Source organism: Pseudomonas sp. MWU12-2037 (assembly GCF_023242345.1).
GTDB classification, from domain to species: Bacteria; Pseudomonadota; Gammaproteobacteria; order Pseudomonadales; family Pseudomonadaceae; genus Aquipseudomonas; species Aquipseudomonas gingeri_D.
On record NZ_JALLIZ010000006.1, the window covers coordinates 102,524 to 124,129 of the forward strand.

The 21,606-nt window shown below is 58.2% G+C and carries 15 protein-coding genes and 2 pseudogenes; 10 read left to right on the forward strand and 7 right to left on the reverse strand.

The window, feature by feature from the left end:
- Positions 1-82 precede the first annotated feature (82 nt).
- Together M5B42_RS12835 and M5B42_RS12840 are read right to left on the reverse strand one after the other, a co-directional pair.
- On the reverse strand, positions 83-1,558 hold the full coding sequence (locus M5B42_RS12835; RefSeq protein WP_248746045.1) for a glycoside hydrolase family 32 protein: 1,476 nt from the start codon (positions 1,556-1,558) through the stop codon (positions 83-85).
- A gap of 13 nt (positions 1,559-1,571) precedes the next feature.
- Positions 1,572-2,861 carry an MFS transporter gene (locus tag M5B42_RS12840; RefSeq protein WP_248746046.1) on the reverse strand — a complete coding sequence of 430 codons (1,290 nt, stop codon included), beginning with the start codon at positions 2,859-2,861 and terminating at the stop codon, positions 1,572-1,574.
- A 247-nt stretch (positions 2,862-3,108) separates the two neighbouring features.
- Here M5B42_RS12840 and M5B42_RS12845 point away from each other — a divergent pair, with 247 nt between their 5' ends.
- The 3 genes and pseudogenes from M5B42_RS12845 to M5B42_RS12855 form a co-directional block, all read left to right on the forward strand.
- Positions 3,109-4,701: a carbohydrate porin gene (locus M5B42_RS12845; protein WP_248746047.1), complete on the forward strand. Its 1,593-nt coding sequence runs from the start codon at positions 3,109-3,111 to the stop codon at positions 4,699-4,701.
- Positions 4,702-4,949: 248 nt separating this feature from the next.
- Positions 4,950-5,447: pseudogene (locus M5B42_RS12850) on the forward strand (dienelactone hydrolase); the annotation flags it as partial.
- Positions 5,448-5,522: 75 nt separating this feature from the next.
- Positions 5,523-5,645 (forward strand): annotated as a pseudogene (locus tag M5B42_RS12855) (GNAT family N-acetyltransferase); the annotation flags it as partial.
- 73 nt (positions 5,646-5,718) lie between these two features.
- Here the strand turns inward: M5B42_RS12855 and M5B42_RS12860 are convergent.
- Together M5B42_RS12860 and M5B42_RS12865 are read right to left on the reverse strand one after the other, a co-directional pair.
- A complete protein-coding gene (locus tag M5B42_RS12860; protein WP_152740353.1) occupies positions 5,719-6,102 on the reverse strand; it encodes a c-type cytochrome in 384 nt (127 codons plus the stop codon).
- A 30-nt stretch (positions 6,103-6,132) separates the two neighbouring features.
- Complete coding sequence (locus tag M5B42_RS12865; protein WP_248746048.1) at positions 6,133-7,638, reverse strand: sensor domain-containing diguanylate cyclase; 1,506 nt, start codon at positions 7,636-7,638, stop codon at positions 6,133-6,135.
- Positions 7,639-8,015: 377 nt separating this feature from the next.
- On the opposite strand from M5B42_RS12865, the gene M5B42_RS12870 reads away from it, so the two are divergent.
- From M5B42_RS12870 to M5B42_RS12890, 5 genes are all read left to right on the forward strand, one after another.
- Complete coding sequence (locus M5B42_RS12870) at positions 8,016-10,982, forward strand: MHYT domain-containing protein (protein WP_248746049.1); 2,967 nt, start codon at positions 8,016-8,018, stop codon at positions 10,980-10,982.
- 16 nt (positions 10,983-10,998) lie between these two features.
- Complete coding sequence (locus M5B42_RS12875; RefSeq protein WP_218171286.1) at positions 10,999-11,991, forward strand: HD domain-containing phosphohydrolase; 993 nt, start codon at positions 10,999-11,001, stop codon at positions 11,989-11,991.
- Between the two features lie 95 nt (positions 11,992-12,086).
- The gene (locus M5B42_RS12880) at positions 12,087-13,007 is read left to right on the forward strand and encodes an aldo/keto reductase (protein ID WP_248746050.1); all 921 of its coding nucleotides are present in this window, start codon (positions 12,087-12,089) and stop codon (positions 13,005-13,007) included.
- A 244-nt stretch (positions 13,008-13,251) separates the two neighbouring features.
- On the forward strand, positions 13,252-13,692 hold the full coding sequence (gene aroQ, locus M5B42_RS12885; protein WP_103494873.1) for a type II 3-dehydroquinate dehydratase: 441 nt from the start codon (positions 13,252-13,254) through the stop codon (positions 13,690-13,692).
- Between the two features lie 5 nt (positions 13,693-13,697).
- Positions 13,698-14,555, forward strand: coding sequence for a shikimate dehydrogenase (locus M5B42_RS12890; RefSeq protein ID WP_248746051.1), 858 nt, complete (start codon positions 13,698-13,700; stop codon positions 14,553-14,555).
- 68 nt (positions 14,556-14,623) lie between these two features.
- Here M5B42_RS12890 and M5B42_RS12895 read toward each other — a convergent pair whose 3' ends face one another.
- Entirely contained in the window at positions 14,624-15,301 is a 678-nt protein-coding gene (locus M5B42_RS12895; protein WP_103494875.1) for a TetR family transcriptional regulator, read from the reverse strand.
- Positions 15,302-15,368: 67 nt separating this feature from the next.
- Complete coding sequence (quiC, locus tag M5B42_RS12900) at positions 15,369-17,276, reverse strand: 3-dehydroshikimate dehydratase QuiC (protein ID WP_248746052.1); 1,908 nt, start codon at positions 17,274-17,276, stop codon at positions 15,369-15,371.
- Positions 17,277-17,609: 333 nt separating this feature from the next.
- Here quiC and M5B42_RS12905 point away from each other — a divergent pair, with 333 nt between their 5' ends.
- Together M5B42_RS12905 and M5B42_RS12910 are read left to right on the forward strand one after the other, a co-directional pair.
- The gene (locus M5B42_RS12905) at positions 17,610-18,938 is read left to right on the forward strand and encodes an MFS transporter (RefSeq protein WP_103494877.1); all 1,329 of its coding nucleotides are present in this window, start codon (positions 17,610-17,612) and stop codon (positions 18,936-18,938) included.
- A gap of 134 nt (positions 18,939-19,072) precedes the next feature.
- Positions 19,073-20,323 (forward strand): OprD family porin, encoded by a 1,251-nt coding sequence (locus M5B42_RS12910; RefSeq protein ID WP_248746053.1) that lies wholly within the window; start codon positions 19,073-19,075, stop codon positions 20,321-20,323.
- 111 nt (positions 20,324-20,434) lie between these two features.
- On the opposite strand, the gene pcaQ is transcribed toward M5B42_RS12910, so the two are convergent.
- Positions 20,435-21,364, reverse strand: coding sequence for a pca operon transcription factor PcaQ (gene pcaQ / locus M5B42_RS12915; protein ID WP_248746054.1), 930 nt, complete (start codon positions 21,362-21,364; stop codon positions 20,435-20,437).
- Positions 21,365-21,606: the final 242 nt, after the last annotated feature.

Here is a 21,606-nt window from a genome sequence, read left to right on the forward strand (position 1 = left end):
GCCGGGCATCATGTCATGCTTGGTAAATGCATAACAACACCATGACCGGCGGCCGGCGGCACCCTTGGCACATCCGCTGTCATCAGAGCTGCAGATCGGCGAGATCCCAGACAGCAGTTTCCCCGAACCGCCCTGCCCCATTGACCGCGAATGCACTGACGGCGAGGCTGTCGGGCCGTGGGTAAATCCGACTGGTCAGGCTATAGGTGCCATCGTCGACGAACACCTCGATGGACGAGCGATCAAGAAAGACCCGCAGGGCTATCTGCTGCTGCCCTGGCGCCACCGGTACGCTACGAACACCGCTTACGCCGGCGCCCGAGCATTGCCTGTCGAGCACCAAACGTCGGGCCATGGCATCGAAGTACAGCAATGTGCGTTCTTGCTGGTCTTCGCTGCAGCGCAGCGCCAGGCCAAAGCGCTCGGCGGTGCTACCCGCGAGGTCCAGTTCGAGCTCAAACTCCAGCAGCGCACCGCGCACGTCGAGTGGGCAACGGCGTGATTCGATCACGCCGATCTGCAGCGTTCGCTTGGCTCGCCGTAGCGCTTTCAGTTCTCGGGCCGGCCGCATGCGTAACCGTTCACCGTCGCGACTCAACTCGCGCGGCAACGAAAGTGCGCCGCACCAGTGTTGCGCCTGGCTCGGCATCGGGCTGTCCCACATATCCATCCACGCCCAAAGCAAACGTCGCCCGTCTGGCGCCAGCAGTGTCTGTGCGGCATAAAAATCGTGACCGTGGTCAAGCTCGTACAGCTTGCCGCACTCGCTCAAATGCCCGCGGTCATCCAATTGGCCCAGCCGATAGCTGTTCTGGAACTTGTTCCAGTTATCGTAGCCGTCGGGTTTCAAACCTTGCGGCGAATAGAGAAAGACGTCGCACCCGCCGAGCTCGAACAGATCCGGACATTCCCACATATAGCCGTCCGACTCGCGAGCACCTTTCAGGGCGCAGCCCAGGTATTGCCAGTGACGCAGGTCTTCGGAGCGATAGAGCAGCAGCTGCGGGTCGTCTCCCTGGCGCGCCCCGAGGGCCATCCACCATTGCTCGCCTTGCCGCCAGACCTTGGGGTCGCGGAAATGCATGATGTCCGGATCCGGTGCCGTCTCGATCACCGGCCCGTGCTTCGTGAACGAGAGGCCATCTGCGCTGCTGGCCAGGCATTGGACCTGGCGGATGTTCCGGTCATCCCCCGAAGCACCCAACCAGGTGTGCCCGGTGTAGACCAGATAAAGCCTGTCATCCATGACCACCGCCGATCCTGAAAAACACCCGTCCCGATCGTAGCTATCACTGGGCGCCAAGGCGATGGGCAAATGCTCCCAATGCACCAGGTCGCGGCTCTTGGCATGCCCCCAGTACATCGGGCCCCAGTGCGCAGAGTATGGGTGATGCTGGTAGAACACATGGTATTCACCGCGAAAATGAACCAGCCCGTTCGGATCATTCATCCATCCCGCCGGAGGCGACAGGTGATAGCCGAGGCGATAGTCATCGCCGCGTTCGGGTATTGTTCTTTCGATGGCGCGATGCGCTTCATCCAGCAGTGCAGCGTGCATGGTGTGATCCTTACTAGGGTTCGTAACGAGTGGCGGATTGAACAATGGCCGGAAGCTCCAGCGGTTCGGTAACCTTGGCGGGAGAAGAGGTGCCGGCTGGATCGGTGCGCAACAAGGTCCATGACAACAGCAGGCACCCGCCGACCAGGCCAGCCATCAGCACGTAAACACTCGAGAAACCGACATGGTCGTAGCCGTAGCCCACCAGAGGCGAAAGCAGCATCGCGGTCAATTGCTGGGCGAACTGGAAGCCCACCAAATAGATCGAGGCGGACAGGCGCGAATCGAAGTTGAGCGATATGTACTTGAATACCGAAACCAGGAGGATGGGCACTTCCAACGCGTGCAACATCTTGCAGGCGGCGATGGTCCAGGCTTGCATGGCCAGCCCGGAGCCCAGGATCCGCACGAACATGATGCTGCCCGCCAGAATCAGTCCGTACTTGGCGCCTGTACGGCTGACCACCCATGGCGCGAACAACATCAATACGGCCTCAAGCAGCACCTGCGATGAATTCAGGTAGCCATAAGCACGGGTGCCCTCCTCCGGGGTCGGGAAGAAAGAGGAGAAATACACCGGAAACTGTTGTTCGTAGATCATGTAGATCCCGCACACACCGGTCAGGTACAAGCTGAATGCCCAAAAACGCGGTAGCCTCAGCAACTTCCAGAGATCGTGCACGCGCACGGGCATCGCTGCCCCCTTTCCGGCTACGCCGGGTTGACTGAAGCGGCTCAAATCCAGCCTGGAGAGGATCAACAAGAACGCAACGCCGGCAGCGCTGCTCAGGTAAAACGCGATATCCGGGTCAATGTTGAAGACCACGCCAACCACACCCGTCGCGCTGGCCCAGCCCAGCGAACCCCACATTCTGGTGGTCCCGAACTCAAGGCCCGCGTGACGCGACAATCGCTCCGTGTAGGACTCGATCACGCCCACGCCCGCGAGCATGGCCAAGGCCAGAAAAGCCGCTCCGACCAAAGCCCCCAACACCACGTTCTGAGCCAGCAGGTGGGCATATACGTAAATCGCAAACGGGGCCGCCGCGCAGAGCAGGATGCCAATCCACACCAGCAGTTTTTTCGACAGGCCAAGCCGATCCTGCAGCGCGCCATAGAACGGCTGAATCAGCAGCGCCGCAATGGCGTTGGCCGCGAAAACAAAGCCGATTTCCGTGCCATTCAGGCCGATGACTCGATGCAGCCAGATCGAGAACAGCGAGTAGCTGGATGACCACGAGAAGAAGAAGAAATACAGCAAACCACTGATGAGCCAGTACTCACGTTTCATTGAGATCGACATGGAACAGTCCTCTTGTTTTTATTTTAGTTAACGTTAACATCGCAACACATTACGCGTCCTGGACGGGCTCGTTGTCAAGTGGGTTGAGTGCAACTGCCGGTGATATCGCGATAAGAAAACTGGGTAAAAGCCGCGCTGCCGGCGACTCCAGGAACACTTGCGATCTCTCGCAAATGCCTGCTCGACCAGGGACAAGGACTCGTTTGAAAGGTGTGTAGTGCCCCAATACAAAAACAAGAGGGTCAGCATGCGTAATACGCCGCTTCTGGGTATCTTTGCCCTGCTTTTTTCAACCACCAACCTGCTTGCCGAACCGGCCTTGACCGTTGAGGAGCGTCTCGCTCAGTTGGAGGCCAGGACCGCCGCCGCCGAGAAGCGGGCGTCGACGGCTGAAACCGACGTTGTCCAATTGCACAGGGAGGTCGAGCGCCTCAAGAGTCAGCTCGCCGTCAATGCCGCGTCACCCACGGCAACGCAATTGCCTCTAGACGAGAGAGTCGCCCAGATTGAAACACGCCAGCAGTCCATGGAGCAGCGCACCTCGACCCTCGCCTCTTCGGTTGATTCGATCCAGGACGTCGCGCAAGGTTTCTCCTTTAGCGCGTATGCCCGTTCCGGGATGATGACCGATGGCGGCGGCGCCGGTCGGGGCGGCCCCAACATCACCCCCGCAGGGTCGATTGGTGGGTCGGTTGGGCGCCTTGGCAATGAGGTGGACACCTACGCAGAGGCGAAATTCTCGAAACAAAGCCAAGCCGATAACGGCACGCGCTCCAAGTACCTGTTTGAGATCGCGGACGGTGTGGAAACCCCCAACGATTGGACCGCGGCGCAAAGCTCGCTCAATGTGCGCCAGTCCTATGCCGAGCTCAGCCATCTGGCGTCATTCCAGAACACCCCCATGCTGCGCGACGCGACCTTATGGGCCGGCAAGCGCTTTGATCGAGACAATTACGACATCCATTGGCTTGACCGGGGCATTGTGTTCCTGGCCGGGACCGGTGGCGGGATCTACGACGTCCGCCTTGCCGATAATTGGCGCATCAATGCCTCCCTGATGAGCCGTTCCTACGGTGATTTCGGTACAGAGGAAAACAAGGACATCCGGAGCTATGTCGCGACCCTCAACCAATTTTTCGATGATGGTCGCTGGCAGCTCATGCTCAATGGTATTACTTCAAGCCAGAACGACGCCAGGCTGATGGACGGCGGCACCCGGCTGAATGCGGCGGGGTTCAGCCCTGCCGAAAGCGGCTCCCATGGCCTGTTCGCCTACCATCGACCAGACTTTTTCGGTCGTGAAGGCTATTTCAAAGCCGCGTTGCTGTACGGCAAAGGACTGGGAGCGGAGGTCAACAACATTGGCGCCGATGGCGACTTGCTTGAGCAGGCCCAGACGTTGCGGCTGGCACTCTATGGTCATACTCGCCTGAATGACGATTGGCGCATCGCACCGACCCTGATTGCCGAACATAGCCAGGATCGCTATGTCCCCGGCGACGACTATCGCTACTTGACGCTCAACGTGCGATTGGCCAATGAACTGAGCCGCAACTTCGAAATGCAATATGAGCTGAGCTGGCAGACCATGGACCTGGATGCGCGGGGCTATGCCGGCCGCCATACAGCCGACGGCGACTATTGGAAACTCACCTTGGCGCCCACCTTCAAGCTGCAAACTGGCGACTTCTTCACCCGCCCTGAATTGCGCCTGTTCGCCACCTATATGAACTGGTCGAGGAACCTCGATAACTTCAGCTCAACCGATGATTTCGGCCAGAAGGGCTTCAGGTCTGGAGGCGTCTGGCAACTGGGGGTGCAAATGGAAACCTGGTTCTAGCGGACGAGCTTCGGCTACATGATGGCGCCTGAAGTGATCGAGCTGTTGCAGGCCAGGGTGAGCCGCTTTCTACCCGTCTGATGGTCAGCTGGCTGAACCGGCTGCTACGATCTGCGACAGACGGCCCATCCACCGGAGAATGAAAAGTCTATCGGCCGGGAGCTTGATGACAGCGTGTCGGCTGGATGCAGCCTGTTCTCTGATCGATTTTATTGGCCCTACGTAAACGCCGGGGTCCCCACACGCAGGATCCGCAACGCTTTGCCGAGGACTGCACGGCTCATCCTGTACTTGCCGGCTGCAAGGTTTATCAAGACATTCAGGCCGGGGCCACCGCCGAATCCCGGCAGCGCTTGTCGATGAGTTTGAGCGACCCGCGCGTGGCCGCCATCGTTTCATTGGACCTCGGCCTGTCCCGAGGCTTCACCGATAAAAGCCTTGCAGACCTGCACCGACCAGTACTGGTGATTGCCGCTGGTTGGCCCTCGGAAGAACTGCCGGCAAGGTTGGAGTCAGCCGACTTGGCCAGGCGCCTGCCTCAAGCGTCAGTGCGCTACCTGGAAATCAGCGACGCCACCCACTTCAGCTTCATGGCCCCCTGCAAACCGGACGCTGTGCAACTGATTGAGCAAAACGACCCCGGTGACGGGATCATCTGCCGGGATGGTGATGGGGGCCGCCCACGGGCGCTGATCCAGCAGCAAGTGCTTGGTGTGATCAGCGAGTTCCTGACGCAATCGCTCTAAGTGTTTGGTTCCAGGATGAGAGGGTGCGGATTAATTGTGAAACGGTCTCGATCCAAGGCTCACCCGCCTTGCTCTGGGTCAGTTGAACTCAAAGAAAGCGCCTCAAATCGCTTTTACATTCGTCATGGCTTTGAGTTCGTCGAAAGTGGTGAGTTTGATAATTATTATGTCCGCGCCAGCAGGCATGCTGTCAGCTAGAGCGGCTAGACGGATCTCGGTAAGCCAATGGCAAACACACCTAAGTGAGCGATCCATCTTCAACCTCTAAAAATCATCGACTTTTTGAAATTACACCCTTCATATATTGATTTAAATCGCGAAAATCCTGAACCTTCCAAGCGAATGGCGATAGTTTTACACCATTCTCTCGCAACGTTTTTGGAATCAAGTCTCCATTTGGACGAAGTATTATCGATGACACAATAACGCCCGGATAATCATTTAGTCGTTTTTTGAAAACGGATGTTGTGAGGTCAGGTGCAGGAGGATTGCTTTTATTAGCCAAGGGTCCTGTTCCCTTGAGATCTGCTCCGTGGCACATGGCACATCTCTGTGAATAGAGATTTTTTCCATTGGCGTTATCCGCAAAAGACAGTGATGCTTGAATGAGCGATAAAATGCCCAGCGACGCGATGAATAATATTTTCACTTTCATTTTCCATATAGCCCTGTTGTATCAATCAGATCACAACCCGCCACTCACAAACTGGTTACGTCCGAACGCCTTGGCGTTATAGAGAGCCTGATCTGCCACCTCAATCAACCCTTGCAAATGGTCCAGTTGAGACCCCGTGGCTGTGGCAATCCCAATGCTCACACTCAGCCGTCCGAATGGGCTGGTGTTGTGCGCAATGTTTTCTTGCTTCAAACGGTCGAGGATAAGTTGCGCCACCACCGCGGCACCGTCACTGTCGGTGTCAGGCATGATGATGCCCATCTCCTCTCCGCCATAACGTGCCACCAGATCTGACGGTCGCCTTACGCACGCCTCGAAGATTCTGCCAACCGTCTGCAGGCATGCGTCTCCTGCCACATGCCCGAACGAGTCGTTAAAGCGCTTGAAGTAGTCGATATCGATCATCATCAATGCCAGCGTCGTACCCTCACGCTGTGCTCGCCGAGCCTCCATGGCGAGGCTCTCATCAAAGCAGCGCCGATTTGCCAAACCGGTCAGGGCATCCTTCATCGCGAGCAACTCAAGCTGCCGATTCGATGAGAGCAGCTGTTGCTGAGCTCCACGCAACTGATCTTCCGCCTGGGTTCGCCGACGGATATCCAGGATCAAGAACCAGCCGATAAGGCCGGTGAGTCCCAACAACCCCGTCACCACCACCGCCGACAGCAGTGCCTCCGTCCGCCACGCGGCGAGGGCTTCGCGCTTGCCTAGTGCCACAGTCGTTATCAACGGCAGCCGGTCACTCTTTCGGAAAGCGTAGAGCCGCTCCACGCCGTCCAGGCTGGAGGTAAACGAGGCAGTGCCGACTGATCGATCGACAAGATACTTTGCATAGATGGGCGACTTGGAAAAGTTGCGTCCCATGTCCTGCTCACGGAAAGGATAGCGAACCAGCAACGTACCGTCGGTATAGGACAAGCCGATAGCGCCCTCCTGCCCTAGGTCGATCGTTCCAAACAACCGCAGGAAGTTTTCGATCCCCAAGGTGACCGCCACTACCCCGGCAAAGGCACCGTGAGGATTATTGAAACGGCGGCTGACGGTGATCACCCATTCCTGATTAGATCGGCTCTGGATTGGCGGACCGATAAAGATCTCACGGGATGGATCGTCACGGTGATGAATGAAATAGGCACGATCAGTACTGTTCGCCCCGACTGGAATCGGCCGGTTGGAGGACATCAACCAGCGGCCCTGATTATCGTAGATCGCAATACTACTGAGCTGTGGCATCAGCGGCTCCTGGCGGCTGACCAATGCACTCAGCCGTTGAATCTGCGCAGGCCCGCTACCTTCGGTTTCCAGCCGTTCGACCAGCCCGAGCAAAAGCAGCGAGCTTTGGCGGACGATGCCTTCGGAATAAGTAGCAAGCGCCTGGGTAAGGTTCAAGCCATGGACGTTCACTTCTTCCAGCGCTCGATCTCGAGAGGCCAACACCTTCCAGACCGTCAGTGATGCCAGGGAGCAACCGATAACCAACAGCAAAAGCACAACCAGATGGGTATCACGCTTCACATTACAACCTTATGGAAAGTCCGGTTTTCCGTTTCAGCGACTATTGGACCAAGGCAATAGCGGCAGCCATTCGTCCTTTTCTTGAACAAGGATACAAGTAGTCGTGGATCGCTGCAGCAACAGAGTGATGAGGGAGGAAGATGCAGACTGCCGAGCTGATCAGCAGGACAAGCAAACCGATGAGTTGCATCCCCCTGGCGAGCGCATCCTCGCTTCAAGGTGAGTCTTCCTACTCGAAAAGCATTCAAGAACTTAAAGAGGTCGCCGACACAGGAAGTTGCTACTTGCGCCTCGAAAAAGGCGAATCCAATGAATGGCTTCCCATGGACTCCTTCTCATGGAATCGATGACCCTCCCTACAAAGAGATGAACGCCATATGGAAGGGTTAAAAGCCTTTTTCATCGACACTTCAATCGATATGCCCTATGTGCACGGCTCCCACAATTCGGGCCTGGTGCTGCTCTCGATTCTGGTGTCGATCTTTTCGGCGACGATGTCGTTGCAAACCGCACAGATCGCGCGCAACGCTGAAAACGCCTGGTATCGGCACGTCGCCATCAGCACTGGCGCAATCGCCTTGGGTGGCGGCATCTGGACCATGCACTTCATCGGCATGCTGTCATTCGACCTCCACACCCACGTCAACTACGCCACCGCCCTGACCCTGCTCTCCCTGCTACCCGCCTGCGTGGCGTCCTGGTTCGCCTTGCTGATGCTGACAAGGCGTGAAGTGACACTGCCGCACCTGGTCATGAGCGGCACCCTGGTGGGTTTAGGCATTGGCACGATGCATTACATCGGGATGGCCGCGATGCAAACATCGTTGCAGATGCGCTATGACCCCCTCACCTTTGCCCTCTCTATCTTGCTGGCGATCAGCCTCGCGGTGTTTGCGCTGTGGGTGAGTTACGGACTGCAACACACCGCGCTCAACTCAATCAGGCGGCTACTGATCAGTGGCACCTTCATGGGCTCGGCGATCGCCGGCATGCACTACACCGGCATGGCCGCCGTACGCTTCATCGGCACCCCGGACAACGCCACCGCCAGCGTACTGATCAACGCGACCTTCGCCTCGTTTGCGCTTTCCACCTTCACCGTCACGGTGACTGTGCTGGTATTTGCGCTCAATGGACTGATGCACTCACGCAAGCTGTACCAGACGATGGAGGAGAACAACCTCAAGATCGAGGACAGCAAGTCACGCATGCGTGCCATCCTCGACACCGCCGTCGACGGCATCATTACCATCGACAGCCATGGATTGATCCAGAGCTTCAACCACTCGGCGGAACGGCTGTTCGGCTGGACGGCCGAGGAAGTCTTCGGCCGTAACATCAAGATGCTGATGCCCGAACCCGACCAGTCTCGGCATGACAGTTACCTCCACAATTACCAGACATCCGGCACACCGAAGATCATCGGAATAGGTCGAGAAGTCATGGGCCTGCGCAAAGACGGTAGCCTGATGCCGATGCGCCTGGCCGTCGGCCGTGTTGATCTGCCCAACGAGCTGCTGTTCGTCGGTTTCGTGACCGACATCACCGAACGCCATACACTGGAGGCATCGCTGCGCGAGACGGCTGAACGGGCCGAACGCGCGGCTACGGCCAAAAGTACCTTTCTGGCCAATATGAGCCACGAAATCCGCACGCCGATGAACTCCATCATCGGCTTCACCGAGCTCTTGTTGCAGGGGGATCTGACATCGATCCAACGCAACCACCTGAACACCGTACGGCAATCATCAAGATCCCTGCTCGGGTTGATCAACGATATCCTCGACACCTCGAAGATGGAACATGGCAGCTTGGCACTTGAGGCCATAGATTTCTCGCTCAAAGGTCTGGCACTGCAGATCGAATCCTCCCTGCGACTGGGGGCACACGCCAAGCACCTGACCCTCTCCACGCACTACCCGAGCGACATGAATGAATACTTCCGCGGCGATCCGCTGCGCATCCTGCAGATACTGACCAACCTGGTCGGCAATGCCATCAAGTTCACTGAACACGGTCGCGTCGACATCTCGTTCAGCCATGAGCCCGACGGAGTGCATGTGAAGGTCAAGGACACGGGCATCGGTATGACGCCCCAGCAGGCCGAGTCGATATTTGCACCGTTTACGCAGGCCGATGCTTCCATCAGCCGTCGTTTCGGTGGCACGGGGTTAGGCACCACGATCGCGCGCCAGTTGGTCGAGCAGATGAGCGGCCGTATCGAGGTCGAAAGCGCGCTCGGATGCGGTAGCACCTTCCACGTGCTGCTGCCCCTGCCCATCGGACAAAAACCGGCGGCCCTTAAACCCGCGACCTACCATCAGGCACTGCCGCCCCTGAAGATCCTGATCGCCGACGACGTCGCCCAAAACCTGGAGCTCCTGACACTGACACTGGGCGCCGGCGGACACACCATCGTGATGGCTCATGATGGGGATGAGGCGGTAGAGAAATTCAGGACTGAACACTTCGACCTGGTGCTGATGGATGTCCATATGCCTCGCACCGACGGCCTGCAAGCCACCCGGCTGATCCGCCAGTACGAACGCACCCACTCTCGCCCTCACACCCCCGTCATTGCGCTTACCGCCAGCGTGATGGCCGAGGACCGGAAAACCGCACGCCAGGCCGGAATGGACGGCTTTGCCGTAAAGCCACTGGACGCGCCACGGTTATTCGATGAGATCGCGCAGGTGCTGAACCTCGAACGTCGCCCCTCGTCCTCCCGCGAGCAGGATCGAACCCCACCGCCATCCCAGTTGATCGATTGGATAGCCGGCACCTCGCTATGGGGCAGTAAAACGAGATTGGCCAAAGCGCTTGAGCAGTTCCTGAGCGCAACGGCGGTCAACCATCCACTCCCGGATGAAGCAGAGCGCTCAGTTGATTGGGAGGCGACACTGCTCAGTCTCCATAGCATTCACGGCGCAGCGGGTAATCTTGCCCTACCGGCCGTGACTGAGTTGGCCAGCACACTGGAGGACATGGTCAGGACAGGATGGCGCGAGGAAGCACGACCGCAAATCACCCAACTGCGCCTCTTGCTGCAGTCAGCCGCCAAGGAGCTACAGGCCAGTGAGGCACTCGTCGTCGATAACAAAGTACCTCAACCGCCCATGCTGGAGCCCGAACTCCTCGCCCACATGCAGACTCTGCTGACATGCTTTGAGCACAGTGAATTGAACGATGCGGTACTGGAGAAGGTGTGCACGGGCCTGGAAAGTCTCGGCGAACGTGCGCAAGTCCAAGCTTTGCGGACTGCGGTTGATACCTTTGAGTTAGACCACGCTCACACGCTGCTGCTGCAGCTCGTCACCACCCATGCCACGGAACCCCAAGCGTGAGCCGGCTATGAAGCGAATGACAGACCAACGCCCGACCTTGCTGCTGGTCGATGATGAGGCAATCAATCTTCAGGTCCTGCGCCACACGCTGCAGGATGACTACCGACTACTCTTCGCCAAAGACGGGTACAAGGCCCTGGAACTTGTGCGCACTGATCGCCCGGACCTGATTTTACTCGACATCATGATGCCAGGCCTTTCAGGCTACGACGTCTGCACAGCACTCAAGCAGGATCCCTGCACAAGCGCCATCCCCGTGATCTTCGTCACCGCGCTGAGCGAGGTCGACAACGAGACACGCGGCCTGGAACTGGGCGCGGTCGACTACATAGGCAAGCCCTACCATCCCGGTATCGTCAAAGCCCGCGTGCGCACCCACTTGTCGCTCGTGCAGGCACAGGAGCTGCGCGATACACGCTTGCAGATCATCCAGCGCCTGGGCACGGCGGCCGAGTTCAAGGACAACGAGACCGGCCTGCACGTCATACGCATGAGCCACTTTGCGCAGACGCTGGCCCTGGCCGCGGGCTATAGCCGCTACGCAGCGGATGATTTACTGCATGCCGCGCCGATGCACGACGTCGGCAAGATCGGTATCCCCGACGCCATCCTGCAAAAGCCTGGCAAGCTCACGGACGATGAATGGCAGATCATGCGCCAGCACACCGTGATCGGCGCCAAAATTATCGGTGACCACCCTTCAGGGCTGCTGCATACGGCGCAAATCATCGCGCTGAGCCATCACGAAAAATGGGACGGCAGCGGCTACCCCAATGGACTCGCCGGTGAAGACATCCCCCATGTCGCCCGTGTGGTCGCCATAGCCGATGTGTTCGATGCCCTCACGAGTGAGCGGCCCTATAAACGCGCCTGGTCTGTCGAGGACGCCGTAGGACTGATACGCCAGCAATGCAACCAGCATTTCGACCCTGAATTGGTAGGGATATTTCTGGACTGCCTGCCTGAAATCCTCAAGATACGCGAACGCTGGGCCGATGCTGAATCCTGAGCGCTTGCGCCTGGCTTCCCGCTCAGTTGAATCCGAGTGTCACGAAGGGCTGCCTGGTCCATAACGTCATGAGCAAGGATGATAGGGAAATATTAATGAGCACCTCATCACGAGTATCCCTCACCCCACAAGGGGCGGAGTTTTCACGGATCATCTTTGGCATGTGGCGTTTGAGCGAGTGGTCGCTGTCCGTCCATGAGCGCCGGCAACTGATTGAAGCCGCGCTCGAACTCGGAGTGACAAGCTTCGATCACGCGGACATCTACGGCAACTATCAGTCTGAAGCCTTGTTTGGCGAAGTGCTCGCCGCCGCCCCGCATTTGCGCGAACAGATGCAACTGGTCAGCAAGTGCGGAATCAAGTTGCTCTCGTCTCGGCGGCCGGAGCATCGACTCAAGACCTATGACACCGGTTTCGAGCACATTGTCGCCTCGGCCGAGCACTCACTGCGCGCCCTGCATACCGAGTACCTGGATGTGCTGCTGATCCACCGTCCCGATCCGTTGATGGATGCGGATGAGGTTGCACGGGCCTTCAACGCGTTGCATCAGGAAGGAAAAGTACGGGATTTCGGTGTCTCGAACTTTACCCCCTCCCAGTTCGCCCTGCTCCAGGACAGAATGGTCGCCAACGGTCTGTCACTGGTGACCAACCAGGTCGAATGTTCGCTGCTGCAACTGGCCCCTCTCTATGATGGGACCTTCGACCAGGCTCAACAGCTCAGGTGCGCGCCCATGCTCTGGTCGCCGCTCGGTGGCGGGCGTATTTTTACCGATTCGGACCCCGTGGCCAGCCGAGTCAGGGAGACCCTGACACACCTGGGAGAGCAACTGGGTGCGCCTGCTACAACGGTCCTGATGGCTTGGCTGCTTGCACTGCCCAGCCGGCCACTGCTCATCTCGGGCTCGAGACGCATCGAGGTGCTACGTGAGTCGGTAGATGCCTGCCAGCTAACGCTGACGAAAGATCACTGGTTCGAGCTTCTGAGCTCGGCACAGGGCCATGAGGTGCCGTAGATGGGCGATAACCGCACAGGTTTTCTCTGACTCAAACGGCTCTCCCAAACCCGGCACCAGAGCCAAACCTCCCTGCCCATCACGCTTTGCGGCCGACGTGTGCCCTCTCGTCGGCTTTTCGGCCTTCGCTCAGGCTCAACATCGATGCGCCACCCCGTTGACGAAATTAACCATTTGGTACATTTTCACGACGCCTGCTTGGCTGCCTCTGCCGATGCGTGAAAAAACAATGGAGGTCATTGCAATGACTCATGTAATCCTGGTGCTCAATGGCCCGAACCTGAACATGCTGGGCACTCGTGAGCCGGCCACTTACGGCTACGAAACACTGGCTGATGTCGCCGATCTGTGTGAACGCACGGCCGCCTCTCACGGTCTGCAAATCGAATTTCGCCAAACCAATCATGAAGGTGAACTCATCGACTGGATTCATCAGTCCCGAGGTCGCTGTGGAGGCATCGTGATCAACCCGGCAGCCTGGACCCATACCTCCGTGGCGATCCGCGACGCCTTGATCGCCGCAGAGTTACCGGTGATCGAAGTGCACCTGTCCAACGTGCACAAACGTGAAGAGTTCCGCCATCACTCATTTGTCTCGGCCATTGCTGTCGGCGTTATTTGCGGAATGGGAACCCACGGCTACCGTCTCGCCCTTGAACATTTCGCCCACTTATTGAAAGTCTGATCACCATGAACCTGAACAAGAAATCCGTACTGGCCGGCCTGATTGGTGCTGGTATCCAAGCCTCGCGTACACCGGCCATGCATGAACAGGAAGGTGATGCCCAGGGCATTCGCTATGTGTATCGGCTGATCGATCTGGATGCCTTGAAACTCGACGTCAACGGGCTGCCCGAACTGCTCAAGAGCGCTGAACGGATGGGTTACACCGGGCTCAATATCACCTATCCCTGCAAGCAGGCCATCCTCCCCTTGCTCGATGAGCTTTCTGACGAGGCGCGCGGTATTGGCGCGGTCAACACGGTGGTGTTCAGGGAGAGCAAGCGCATCGGCCACAACACCGATTGCCTTGGGTTTGCCGAGGGGTTTCGCCGTGGTCTTGCCCAGGCCGCACGTCACCGTGTGATACAGATGGGGGCTGGCGGCGCCGGTGCGGCGGTGGCACATGCGTTGCTGTCCGAAGGGGTCGGGCAACTGGCGATATTTGAAGTCGATCCGAGTCGCGCCCAGGCTCTGGTTGATAACCTGAACGCACACTTCGGAGCTGGACGGGCGATTGTCGGGCGGGATCTACCAGCAGCCCTTGCGGCGGCTGATGGCGTGGTCAATACCACCCCGGTGGGCATGGCAAAACTGCCTGGCACGCCACTGCCGGTGACACTTCTGCACGCCGGGTTATGGGTGGCCGAGATCATCTACTTCCCACTCGAAACCGAGCTGCTCAAACAGGCTCGCGCCTTGGGTTGCCGCACGCTGGATGGCGGCAGCATGGCCGTGTTCCAGGCAGTCAAGGCCTTCGAGCTGTTCACTGAGTGCCCGGCCGACGCCGAGCGCATGCAGGCGCACTTTAACAGCATGAACAGCTGAGCCCGAAAAACCGAGGCGGTGCGTCTATCAATCGCGCCGCCGCGGGTCTTCGCGCGGGAGCGTGAATATCAGATGCCGGCCTGCAAGTAGTGCAGCACCGACTCGCAAATCATCGCCTTGTGCCGATGCTTGATCTGTTCCTCGGAGAGATCGATCTGGAATATCTCACTGAAGGTATGCCGGTTGGAGACTCGATAAAAACAGAAGGAACTGATCAGCATATGCAAATCGATGGCCTCTACGCCCCGACGAAAAACCCCTTGGGCTTCACCGCGCAGTAACGTTTCCTTGATTGTCTCCAGGACGTGATGGCTCATCGAGCGAATCGCCGGGGACTGCTTGACGTTGGCACCGTTGTGGATGTTTTCGATGCCGACGATGCGTACGAAATCGACATTGCGGTCATGGTGATCGAACGTGAACTCCACAAGGCGCTGGATGGCTTGCAGTGGTTCCAGCTCGGCCAGCTGCAGCTGACTTTCTGTTCGCCTGATGTCGCCGTAGAGCTTCTCGAGGACTTCAACGTAGAGCTGTTCCTTGCTACCGAAGTAGTAATAGATCATGCGCTTCGATGTTTTCGTGCGCTCGGCGATGGCGTCGACCCGCGCACCGGACAAACCCAGGCTGACAAACTCGACAATGGCTGCCTGGAGGATGTCCTTGCGGGTTTGTTCCGGGTTGTTTTTTCGGCCTTTGTGCCGTGCTTCGAGGGGTTGAGGTGCACCGGCATCGGCGAAATTCGTCATTCTGGGCTCACGACCGCGTTGGAGTCGCCCGATTATGGGCTGAGCGTCTCCCGGAAGGAAGTCTCATTCAGAGCCTGGCCTGGCGCACGGCACCTCTACGGGACTTGGCCATCGCGGCCAGTCGCACCGCTACGTTGGCCGCGCCATAGCCGACATAACCCTTCTTGCGTTGCAGGATCTCGAAGAAAAAGCGGTCGCCGAACGGCTCCGTGTAGACGTGGAACAACTCGCCACCCTGGGCATCGCGGTCATAGAGCACGTTGAAATAGGCCAGCTCGCTGAGGAACTCATCGTCGAAGTCGAAGCGCGCCGCCAAGTCGTCATAGTAATTGAGCGGGATATCCAACAGCGGCACCTGAGCCGCCTTGGCGCGGCTGACTTCAGCAAAGATATCCTCACAGGAAAATGCAATATGGTGCACCCCTGAGCCCTGATAACTGGACAGTGCATGGGAGATCGCCGTGTTACGATTTTCCGAGATGTTCAGCGGCAAACGCACGGTGCTGCATTGGCTGCGCAACGCCCGGCTTTTGACCAGGCCGTAGGGATCGGGCAGCACCACTTCGTCGTCGGCCTCGAAGTCCAGCAAGCTTTTATAGAACAGTACCCAACTGTCGAGACTGTCCGCAGGCAACGCCATCGCCATGTGATCGATGCGCTGCAAGCCTCCTCCCGGCATCGCTTGTGGGTCCAACTTGAAATCGCTGTCGTAGATCGACTTGCCCGCCTCGGTCGGTTCAACCAGATAGATCAGGCTGCCATCCGGCGCACGTACGGAAGGAATCTCGCGTTCGTTGGGACCGACCAGGCCACGGTATGGCTGCCCCTTGTACATCTGCGCGCGTTCCAACGCCGCACTGCCGTTCTCGACCCGTAACGCCATGGCACATAGCGAAGGGCCGTGCGCCTCGAAAAAATTATGGGCGAACGAATAGGGTTCGGCGTTGAGCACGATCTTGATATCGCCTTGACCCAGCAGGCTGACCGCTTTCGAGCGATGCTGACCGAGACGGGCAAAGCCGAGGTTCTCCAGCCAAGTGGACAGCCGTGCACCCTGGGCTTCATCTACCGCGAACTCGAGGAACTCAACGCCGTCATAGCGGCTTGCCGAAGGTGGGTTGAAGAGTATGTCGGTGTTGATAGGCTCGGCATCTTTCTCCAACAGCCTGCGGGTCTTTTCTTCCAGGTACAGTAGCGAGCGCAGGCCGTCCGCAGCGTTGGCTCGAGGCGGCGCGGCACGGAAGCCATCGTTGAAGATTTCCAGCGACAACGGCCCGGTGTAACCGCTACGCAGGATTGGCGCGAGGAATCCGGCCAGATCAAACTCCCCCTGGCCGGGGAAGCAGCGGAAATGTCGGCTCCACTCCAGCACATCCATGGCCAACAGCGGCGCATCAGCCATCTGCACGAAGAAAATCTTGTCGCCGGGAATCTGCGCAATGGCACTGGGGTCGCCCTTGAGTGACAAGGTATGGAAGCTGTCGAGCAGCACGCCAAGCGCCGGATGATCGACCTGGCGTACCAGGTTCCACACCTGCTGCCAGGTGTTGACATGACGCCCCCACGCCAGCGCTTCGTAGCCAATCCGCAGGTTTCGAGCGCCGGCGCGCTCGGCGAGCAGGCTCAGGTCATCCAGAAGAATACGTTCATCGCCCAGCGAATCCGTAGCGGTGTTACTGCACACCAGAACCAGGTCGGTGCCCAGCTCCTGCATCAAGTCGAACTTTCGCTCGACGCGGTCGATATTGCGCTGCAAGCGATCACGACGGCAGCCTTCGAAGTCGCGAAACGGTTGAAACAAGGTGATAGCGATACCCAGATCAGCACACATCTGCCGGATGTTGCGCGGACTGCCATCATCGTAAAGGAGATCATTTTCGAAGATTTCCACACCGTCAAAACCCGCGGCCGCAATGGCTTCGAGTTTCTCCGGCAAGGTACCGCTCAAGGAAACGGTGGCAATCGAACGCTGCATGCTGCGGGCTCCTGGATGAATGCGGCTGCTACGGGCCGCCCTGTTAAAGCACCGGATTGATCAGCCTGTTCGGGGCCATGCTGGGTGCTGCAGCGAATTATTCGCTTGAGAAATTAGCACGACAATCACAAATGTACTAACCAGTTAGTTTTGTGTTCGATTATCGAACAGAAGCCGCCTTTGCCAATTGACGCTGTTTCGCTCGCTGCTCAAAACTAGCTGCACATTCATAGGACGAGCCCGCAACACCGTTAGCCAATGCCTTGGGAATTTAATCGTCCCCGGTCGTGTCACCCGCCAGCTCATAACAATTTCAAGAATAGGGCCTTAGCCATGTTTCAAACCGAAGTAACTTCCCGCACAACTGCGGCGCCCCCGGGTATCGGTGAAAAAATCCGCGATGCCATGGCCGTTGGCAAAACCCGCTGGGGCATGCTCGCCCTGGTATTTTTCGCCACCACACTGAACTACATAGACCGCGCCGCCCTTGGCATTATGCAGCCGCTCCTCGCCAAGGAAATGAGCTGGACGGCGATGGATTACGCCAACATCAACTTCTGGTTCCAGGTCGGTTATGCCATCGGCTTTGTGCTGCAAGGCCGCTTCATCGATCGGGTCGGCGTCAAGCGTGCGTTCTTCCTGGCCGTGTTGCTGTGGAGCTTCACCACGGGCGCCCATGGCCTGGCGACCTCTGCCGTCGGCTTCATGGTCTGCCGTTTCGTTCTCGGCCTGACCGAAGCCGCCAACTACCCGTCCTGCATGAAGACCACGCGACTGTGGTTCCCAGCCGGTGAGCGCGCTGTCGCGACCGGCATATTCAATGCCGGGACCAACGTTGGCGCGATGATGACCCCTGCCCTGCTGCCCTTGATCCTGTCCGTATGGGGCTGGCAAGCGGCGTTCATCTGCATGGGCCTGCTGGGCTTGATCTGGGTGGTGTGGTGGAGCTTGAAGTACCACAACCCCGAAGATCACCCCACCGTGCGCCAAAGCGAGCTGGATTACATCAATAAGGACGTCGAGCCGGCGTCGGCCAAAGTCCCCTTCTCACGCATCCTGCGTATGCGCGGCACCTGGGCGTTTGCCTTGGCCTATGCGCTCACGGCACCGGTGTTCTGGTTCTACCTGTACTGGCTGCCGCCGTTCCTCAATCAGCAATACAACTTGGGTATCAGCGTTACCCAGATGGGTATTCCGCTCATGCTGATCTGGTTGACGGCCGACTTCGGCAGTATCGGCGGCGGGATCCTTTCTTCCTGGCTGATCGGTCGCGGCATGCGTGCGACCACATCGCGACTGCTATCGATGTTGATATTCGCGATCACCATCATCGGCGTGATTTTCGCCGCCAATGCCAGCGGCTTGTGGATTGCGGTACTGGCCATTGCCCTGGCCGTCGGCGCACACCAGGCCTGGACTGCGAATATCTGGAGCCTGGTGATGGATTACACGCCCAAGGACCTGATCAGTACCGTGTTCGGTTTCGGCGGCATGTGCGCTGCGATTGGCGGCATGTTCATGACCCAGATCGTCGGCGCGGTACTGACCGCGACAAACAACAACTACAGCGTGCTGCTCATGATGATCCCGGCGATGTACTTCATCGCCCTGATCTGGATGTACTTCATGTCCCCGCGCGATGTTGAAGTCATCAAGGACTGATCACCCTTGATTGTTGGTAAAAGAGGCCGCCCTCCAGGCCTCTTTTCTTGAAGCATTCCCCGCAAGAAATGTTCAAAAGCACTAACCAGCCCCGAATTCGATGCCCTCATATAACTATAAGAAGGTCCCTTGCCATGCCCGAAATTCGTCATCTCATCAGCGCACTTCCAGCCGCTGTCGCCGCCAGCGTCCTTGTTCCAGTCACCACCCAGGCAGCCGGATTTATCGACGATGCCAACGTCAATCTGAATATTCGGAACTTCTTCATCAATCGTGATTTCGTCAACCCCGCCAACGCGCAACGCACTGCCCAGGAGTGGACCCAGAGCTTCATCCTCGACGCCCGTTCCGGCTTCACCCAAGGCACGGTCGGCTTTGGTGTCGATGTGCTGGGGCTGTATTCAATGAAGCTCGATGGCAGCAAGGGCACGGGGGGCACGCAGTTGCTGCCCATCCACAGTGACGGCTCTCCGGCAGATGATTTCGGACGTACTGGAGTGGCCGTCAAGGCGCGCTTTTCCAAGACGGAGTTGAAGGTCGGAGAATGGATGCCCGTACTGCCCATCCTGCGCTCCGATGACGGCCGCTCGCTGCCGCAAACCTTTCGCGGGGGACAGATCACGTCCAGGGAAATCGATGGCCTGACGCTTTATGGCGGCCAGTTCCGTGGCAACAGCCCACGCAACGATGGCCTCATGGAGGACATGTCGCTATTCAACGTGCCGAAGGTGACGTCCGACCGCTTCAACTTTGGTGGTGCCGAATACACCTTCAACGACAATCGCACCCAAGTCGGCGTGTGGCATGCCCAATTGGAAGATATCTACCAGCAGCAGTATTTCAACCTGACTCACCGTCAGCCGATGGGCGATTGGATACTGGGCGCCAACCTCGGTTTCTTCACCGGAAAGGACGATGGCAGCCATCTGGCAGGTCATCTTGATAACAAAACCTGGTCAGGGATGTTTTCGGCAAGGTACGCAGCCAACACCTTTTACCTCGGCCTGCAAAAGGTCAACGGCGACAACTGGATGCGGGTCAATGGCACCAGCGGCGGCACACTGGCCAACGACAGCTATAACTCCAGCTTCGACAACGCCGGCGAGCACTCCTGGCAACTGCGGCATGACTACGACTTCGCCGCCCTCGGCATCCCCGGCCTGACGATAATGAACCGCTACATCCGTGGCGACAACGTGCACACCACCAGTACCAGCAACGGCCGGGAGTGGGTGCGGGAGTCGGAGCTGGCTTACGTCATTCAGTCAGGCACCCTCAAAAACCTGTCGCTGAGGCTACGTAACTCAAACATGCGTCGAGACTACAGCACCAACGAGTTCGACGAGAATCGGTTGATTATCAGCTACCCGCTGTCGCTGCTGTAACAAGACGAAAAAAGCAGGGCGCCGGTCAACTGCGCGCCCTGCCGAGTTGCAGTCTGTGGCGCAGTTCCCCCCGATATCACCTCACGTAATATTGCCCCTCTATCCAAATGGTTACGGATAACGTCCATCTCGATACTCCTGCCCGACCTCGCGCAGCACATCCACACACCACTGGGCCGCCAATGACATCGGCAGCGCCGGATTGCTGCACAGCCCCACCGAACCACCGGGCTCGCGAATCCCCAGCTCCAGCTCCACCAACTCACCTCGACTCAGGTCTTGCCGTACAGCGTCGAATGGCGCCACCCAGATCGCCTGGCTGCACTGCACGTAACGTCGGCTCAAGGTTAATGACAGGGTTTCCAGTCTCTGGCTTGGCGGGCTGATGCCATGCTGCACAAACAGACTGTCGGCAAACTTGCGAATCGTCGTCCCCGCCAATGGCAACACCAATGGGTAGTCTTCAAGATTTTTAGGCGCCCGCGAATCGGCCAATAGCGGATGGCCGTTACGCACCACCAGGGTCATGGACTCGCTGTACAGATGTTCGAATGCCAGCCCAAGAATCTGCGGACTCTCGGTCATGCGCCCGACCACCAGGTCCAACTCACCGACCCGCAGTTGGGACAGCAGGTACGCACTCGGCCCAGTGACCACACTGACGACCAGCGCAGGATGTCGAGCGTGCAAACGGCAGACGACTTCCGGTACCAGCAAGCTTTCCACGGTGGAGAGTACGCCGAGCCTCGCGGTGACAGGTTCATGCTCGCCGGAACGCAGGCTGTTCACCCCCTCGCGTAGCGCTTGTACACTCGGCCCCGCATAACGCAGAAAAGCCACCCCGGCTTCAGTCAACACCGCACCGCTTTTACTGCGCGCGAACAGAGTTGTGGCCAGCAGGGTTTCCAGCTCTTTGAGGCTTTTGGAAAGCGCCGGCTGGCTGATCGCCAGTTTGTCCGAGGCGCGCGTCAGACTGCCTTGGCGGGCCACTTCGAGAAAACACAGCAGATGGCGGAATTTGATGCGGGTATCGATGTTCACTATGGACCTTGCCTGTCGGGTGAATGGATGAAACTGTTCGACCTGGAGGTGGATGACCGTCGCCAGTACTATCTGTGCCGACGCTCAGGTAGCTAACTGTCGAGGGATGGCGCCAACCTTTATGACTGGATCAAACGTTTGAAACAATAGCCCTGTATTCATATAGAGGTGGGCAACCTTGACCTCCATACTTGTCATCGGTGTAAACCGTTGCCCCTCAACAGCATCGCTCACTCCCCCCT